The 6,372-nt window shown below is 21.4% G+C and carries 4 protein-coding genes; all 4 read right to left on the reverse strand.

The window, feature by feature from the left end; translation table 4 throughout:
- Positions 1-67 precede the first annotated feature (67 nt).
- Entirely contained in the window at positions 68-2,155 is a 2,088-nt protein-coding gene (gene ftsH / locus NPA14_RS02900; RefSeq protein WP_257075918.1) for an ATP-dependent zinc metalloprotease FtsH, read from the reverse strand.
- Between the two features lie 80 nt (positions 2,156-2,235).
- Positions 2,236-3,135 carry a tRNA lysidine(34) synthetase TilS gene (gene tilS, locus NPA14_RS02905; protein ID WP_257075920.1) on the reverse strand — a complete coding sequence of 300 codons (900 nt, stop codon included), beginning with the start codon at positions 3,133-3,135 and terminating at the stop codon, positions 2,236-2,238.
- On the reverse strand, positions 3,116-3,673 hold the full coding sequence (gene pth / locus NPA14_RS02910; RefSeq protein ID WP_257075921.1) for an aminoacyl-tRNA hydrolase: 558 nt from the start codon (positions 3,671-3,673) through the stop codon (positions 3,116-3,118). Before pth ends, tilS begins: the two co-directional genes overlap by 20 nt.
- Complete coding sequence (locus NPA14_RS02915) at positions 3,648-5,798, reverse strand: ATP-dependent RecD-like DNA helicase (protein WP_257075922.1); 2,151 nt, start codon at positions 5,796-5,798, stop codon at positions 3,648-3,650. The genes pth and NPA14_RS02915 overlap by 26 nt, the downstream gene beginning before the upstream one ends.
- Positions 5,799-6,372: the final 574 nt, after the last annotated feature.

Here is a 6,372-nt window from a genome sequence, read left to right on the forward strand (position 1 = left end):
AAAAACAGAATTTGATAATGAATAAATCCAAAAGCTATATATAAATAACTTTGGAAAATCATTATAATTATTCTGTTTTTTTACTATTTTCTTCTATATTTATATTATTTGTTATAGTTTGTGATTCTGTTATTAATTCATCTAAAGTATAGTCGTTTTTTATTATTTCTTTTTCTTCTTCTTTTTTAGGTAATTTTAGATTTTTGGCTATATATTCAATTTCCTCTGCAACAATTGTTTCTTTATCTAATAAAGCTGTTTTAATAAGCTCTAACAATTCTTTATTTGCTTTTATAACTTCCATAGCTTTATTTTCAGCTTCTAACATTATTTTTCTTACTTCTATATCTATTTCATGACCTATTTGTGCTGAAAAACCAGATGATTTTAAATAATCTCTTCCTAAAAAAGGTGATCCCTCATCTTTTTCAAATTGTATTGGTCCCAAATTAGACATACCTCATTCAGTAACCATTTTTCTTGCTATTTTAGTTGCTTTAGAAATATCATCACTTGCGCCTGTGGAAACATTATCATCACCATAAATAATTCTTTCCGCTGCTCTACCGCCCATAAAACTTGTTATCATAGCTATAAGTTCTGTTTTAGACATATTGTATTTTTCTTCTTCTGGTGTCATTAAATTATATCCACCAGCTTGACCTCTTGGAATAATAGTAATTTTTTGTACTTTATTCCCTCCCGGTATTTTAATACCTACAACAGCGTGACCTGCTTCGTGATAAGCAATCATAGTTAATTCTTCTTTTGTAATTACTCTATTTTTTTTGGCAGGTCCAGACATTACTCTATCAATTGCTTCATCAATATCATCTAATTGAATAATATCTTTATTATTTCTAACAGCTAAAAGTGAAGCTTCATTTATAACATTTTCCAATTGTGCGCCAGAAAAACCAGGAGTTCTTTTAGCCACTTGAGCTAAATTAATATTTGGTGCTAAACGTTTACCTTTTGCATGTAATTGTAAAATTTCTTGTCTTTCTTTTACATCAGGTAAACCTACAGTTATAGTTCTATCAAAACGACCTGGTCTTGTTAATGCAGGATCTAAAACATCTGTTCTATTTGTTGCGGCGAAAAATAATATACCATTATTTTCCTTCATTCCGTCCATTTCAACTAATAATTGATTAAGTGTTTGTTCACGTTCATCATGTCCGCCACCCAATCCTGCGCCTCTAGTTCTACCTATTGCATCTAATTCATCTATAAAAATAATTGCTGGGGCATTTTTTCTCGCCTCTTCTACAACACTTCTTACTCTTTTTGCTCCTAATCCAACAAACATTTCAACAAAATTTGAAGCTGAAATAAAATAAAATGGTACATTAGCTTCGCCTGCTGTTGCTTTAGCTAATAATGTTTTACCCGTTCCTGGAGGCCCACCTAATAGTACTCCATGAGGCATTCTTGCTCCTGCATTTTGATATTTTTTAGGGTTTTTTAAATAATCTACTATTTCTTCTATTTCTTCAATTGCTTCTTTATTACCAGCTATATCTTTAAAAGTTTTGTCACTTTTAATTTTTTGAGCTGGATTTTTTTCTTCTCCTACTACACCACCCATCATATTCATACTTTTTTTCATCATTGATCTATAAAGTAATCACATTAAAACAAAGAATATTAAAGTTGGAAGTAATGAAAATAATAAACTTTGTCAAATTGATGTTTCTTTATAAGGTAAAATAGTGAAATTAATTTGAGAAACTGTACCATTACTTAAAGTAGAAGCCATATTTAAAACTTTAAAGTATGATGTTGTTGTTGGCAAATTAAGCAATTCAGCTACACTTTGATTTTGTCCTATCAATGTCCAATCATTTATAGAATTATTTGTAGAACCAATTAAATTAGAAAATAATTGACCTACATAAGCAACTTTTGTAACTGGAATTTGCCCTTCTCCTACAAGTGTATATTTTATTGTTCCTAAATGTCAATCAACAGTAACATTTTGAAAATAAATATTATCATTAGTACTTTGAATAGCATTATAAAAATCTGCATCAAATATATTTCTGTTTACTATTGTTTCAGAATTATTTTGTCTAACAATAAAATATACTACTATTGCAATAATTGCACTAAGTAATAAAATCATAAATAATAATGAATTTTTTTTTCTCAAAGCAAAATCCTCCTTTGAATCATTTATTTTATAATTAATATTAATTATAAACAATAATTAATTTTAAAAAATTTAAAAGATTAGTTAAAAATTAATTTACCTTTAACTTTATATAAATAATTTTTATTATCAATTTTATAATTACTTGTTCTATTTTGTGATTCTATAAATTGAATTATTGATACTATTTTTTTGCTTGAAATTTTTAAATTTGTGAATTTTGTATTAAGTAACTTAAAAATTAAATTTTTTTTAAAAAATAAATTAACAAAAACATTTTGGTCAAAACTTGTTTTTTCTCAAATTCAATATTCTTTGTCTATTTTTTTTTGTGTTTTAATATTTTTTTTATTTTTCTTTTTAATTATTTTTATTAATTTATTTTTTTCTTTATCTAATTTGTCTAAATAATTAACTCTTATTATATTTCTTGTAAATATTGTTTGATAATTTGTATAATCCAAAGCAAAATCTATATTCTTCTTAGCACATATTTGCATTATTTGATTTTTAAAATATTTTTTAATAAAAGGTCTACATATTAACATTTCTTTGTAAAAACTTTTAGTTTTTATTCCATAAAATAATGGTTTTCTATTAGATTCTTTTTGAATTGTGAAAGTTTCTAAAAAATCATCTTTATGGTGAGCTAAAAATAAACAATCTATATTATTTTCAAAATAAATTTTCCTAAAAAAATCATACCTATCATTTCTTGCTTGATTTTCAAAATTGCCTATTTTATAGTTTAAATCTTCTTTATAAAAAATATTTTTAACAAATAAAGAAATATTTTTTTTCTTACAAAATTCTCTAACTATTTCAACATCTTTATTTGAATTGTCACGAAAATTATAATTTATGGTGGCTACGTATATTTTTTTATTATTATATTTTTTTAATAATAAATTTAATAGCAACATAGAATCTGGCCCGCCACTAACAGCAACTAAAATATTTTTATTTCTTTTTATTAACATTAAATTTTTCCATAACAATTTTTATATCATTAAATGCAAAAGAAAGTGCTGCATCCGCTGCAATTTCAATAATATTTTGCAATTTTTCTAATTCTTCTTTTTTAAAATTTTGCAAAACATAATCTTTTAAAGCTATATTAAAATCTCTTCCAATTCCTATTCTCAAGCGTTTGAAATCATTGTTTGGAAACTTTTTTATTATACTTTCTATGCCGTTGTGACCAGCTGAAGAACCACTTATTTTAATTTGTGCATTTCCAATTTCAAAATCTTTTTCATCATGTATAACCATTATATCTGCAGGATTAATTTTGTAAAATTTGGAAATATTATATATAAACTCTCCTGAATTATTCATAAAAGTTAAAGGTTTAGCAATTAATAAATCATCAACAATTACATATTCACCTTCAAATTTTTCTTTATTAAGAGATAAATTATATTTTTCTAAAATTTTATCTATAACAAAAAAACCAACATTATGTCTAGTATTTTTATATTTACTACCTGGATTACCCAATCCTACTATCATTTTCATTTATTTCTCCTTTTAACAAAAATCCTAAAATTGTAGTTATATGATTCTCCTTTTTATTATGTAAAATACTTCGCGAATAAGTGTGGTATTCTCCTATTAGAACTATTTCTTTAATAGCTCTTGAAGTTGCAGTATATAACATTCTTTTAGTTAACATAAATTCATTTTCACTAAAAATAGGCAAAATTACACAATCGATTTCTGAACCTTGAAATTTATGTACTGTAGTTGCATAAGCTAATTTTAAATTTTCTTTTATTTCGTTATCCTCATAAAATATAATTTTATAACCAAAATCTACAGCATATTTGTTATCAATTATTTTAAAATTTCCTATTTCTCCATTATAAACATCTTTTTCATAATTATTAACTATTTGTATCACTCTATCATTAATACAAATTATTTTTTTATTATAAAATAATGCATAAGAATTCCTCTTATATAAATTTTTATTATAATCTTGAATCAATAAATTAATTTCATCAACTAATCTATTTGTAGGAGCTAAAATAGCAACGTTTATTTCATTATATTTATTAACTTTTTCAATATATTTTTCTAAAATTTTAGAAAATTTTAATTTTTCATCACTTTCAAAAAAATTTACCTGTTCAGAAGGTAATGCTTCTAATTTATTATTTTGTATTGCGCTAAAATGTTTAATTATATTTATATTATCTGTTCTAAAAAAAGTAGATAAATAAGTTGTATTAAAAATTTGCGAATTTATTAATTCACTAAATATATTTCCAGGTCCTATGCTAGGTAATTGATTACTATCACCAACTAATATTATTTTTTCTAGATTAACGCAAGCGTTGAGCAAAGAATAAAATAAGTAATTATTTACTAGAGAAAATTCATCAATTATTAAAACTTTAATTTCAGGTCTTTTTATATTTTTTTGTAAGTTTTTTTCTTCAAAATCAAAAAACTTTAAAAAACTATGAATAGTTTTACTATTATCTAAACCTTTATTTACTAAATTATGTATTGTTCTTCCTGTAAGAGAAACAATTTGAATCTCTTTTTCTAATAAATTAAATTTATTTATTAAAGAATAATATATTTCTTTTATTAAAAAAGTTTTTCCTGTACCTGGTGCTCCACTAATTATATTTATATTATTAATAAATGAATTTTTATAAGCTTGATATTGTTCATTTGATCAATTTGTTTTATAATCGAATTGAATATCTTTTTTTAAAGAATTTTTATTTAAAATTTCAAGAAGTCTTTTGTAAATAGTATTTTCAATTTCAAACATTGTTTTTGTTGTTATTTTAGGAATATTATCTTTAGTTTCAAATATAAATATTTTTTTTTCTTTCAACATTCTTATTAAAATATTATTTATATCTAAATTAAAATTTAATTTATTTTCATAAATTTCTTTAATTTCATTATCTATAAAATGCGTTAATTCAACTAAATCTAAATCAATCAAAGTATTATTGTTATTAAATTTTATGTTTAAAAATGTAAAAATTAAACTTTCCATTAATTTTTCAAATTCTGGCAGTTCTTTATTTTCTATATAAATAGATGTTAAATATTTTTTAATTTGATAAAAATCTAAATTATTATTTTGTAAATTATATAAATCTAAAATTGTATTCGCATTTATAGTTTTATTAGTTAAATTTTCAAAAATAATTTCTAGTTTTTTATAAAGATTATTAATACCATTCTTTATAAAAAATGTTTGTAAAGTGTCGTTTTTAATTTCTTTAATTTTTTCAACTGTTTTAGGGGTTAATAATAAATTGTAATAATTATTTTTTTCTAAATTTTCAAACCAATTTTCACTATATAAATCAATTATTTTTTTTAATCTTTCCTCACCTTTATATGACTTTAAAACAATATTTTTTATTTCTTCAAATTCATTATTAATTGCTTTTAAATTTAATAAAGAAAAACTTTTTCATTCTTGATTATATTTAAATTCAATTTCATATTTAAAATTGATTCTTATTTTTTCATTTTTTATATAAATTAATATTTCTTTTTCATTTTCAGGTTTAAAAAGAGCTAAAGAAAATTTTCATTCAAAATCTTGTCCACCTTTTAAAATTTTTTTAAAAATACCTTTTTTAACTAATAAATTTTGATTATCCATTATTTAATTATATTTACTATTTCAAAAAATAAAAATTTAGCTTTTTATTTTTAGTTTTAAACTTGTTGTCAACACAATAAAAATTATTATTAACATTGTTATTTAAAAATGACTTTTATCCCTTATTTATAGGTTATTAAACTGTGGAAAAATATGTGGAAAAGTATGTTTTTAAAATGTTTATTATATTATTTTATTCACATTATTTAACTACATAATAATATATATATATATGTCTAATAATAAACTTACAAAAGAAATAATTGATAACTATTCTAATTTATTAAAAGAAAAATTAAATTTTTACAGTGAAGATAAATTATTAAAAAAACAATATTTAATAATTTAAAAATTTATATTATAAAAAATAATATTTTATGACTTGAAACAAATGATGATATAGAAACTGTAAAAGATGTTGTAGAAAAAAATAAAAATTTATTTAATAAAATTATTGTTGAAATTTTTGGTTCTGAAAAAGAAATAAAAATATTAAATAAAAATGATATTAAAAAATATTTTTTAAAAGAAAAAAATAAAAAAGAAAAAGAAATAAAAATTGACGATAATATAC

Origin of the sequence: Mycoplasma sp. 1018B (assembly GCF_024582675.1) — a bacterium.
Taxonomy (GTDB): domain Bacteria; phylum Bacillota_I; class Bacilli_A; order Mycoplasmatales; family Metamycoplasmataceae; genus Mycoplasmopsis.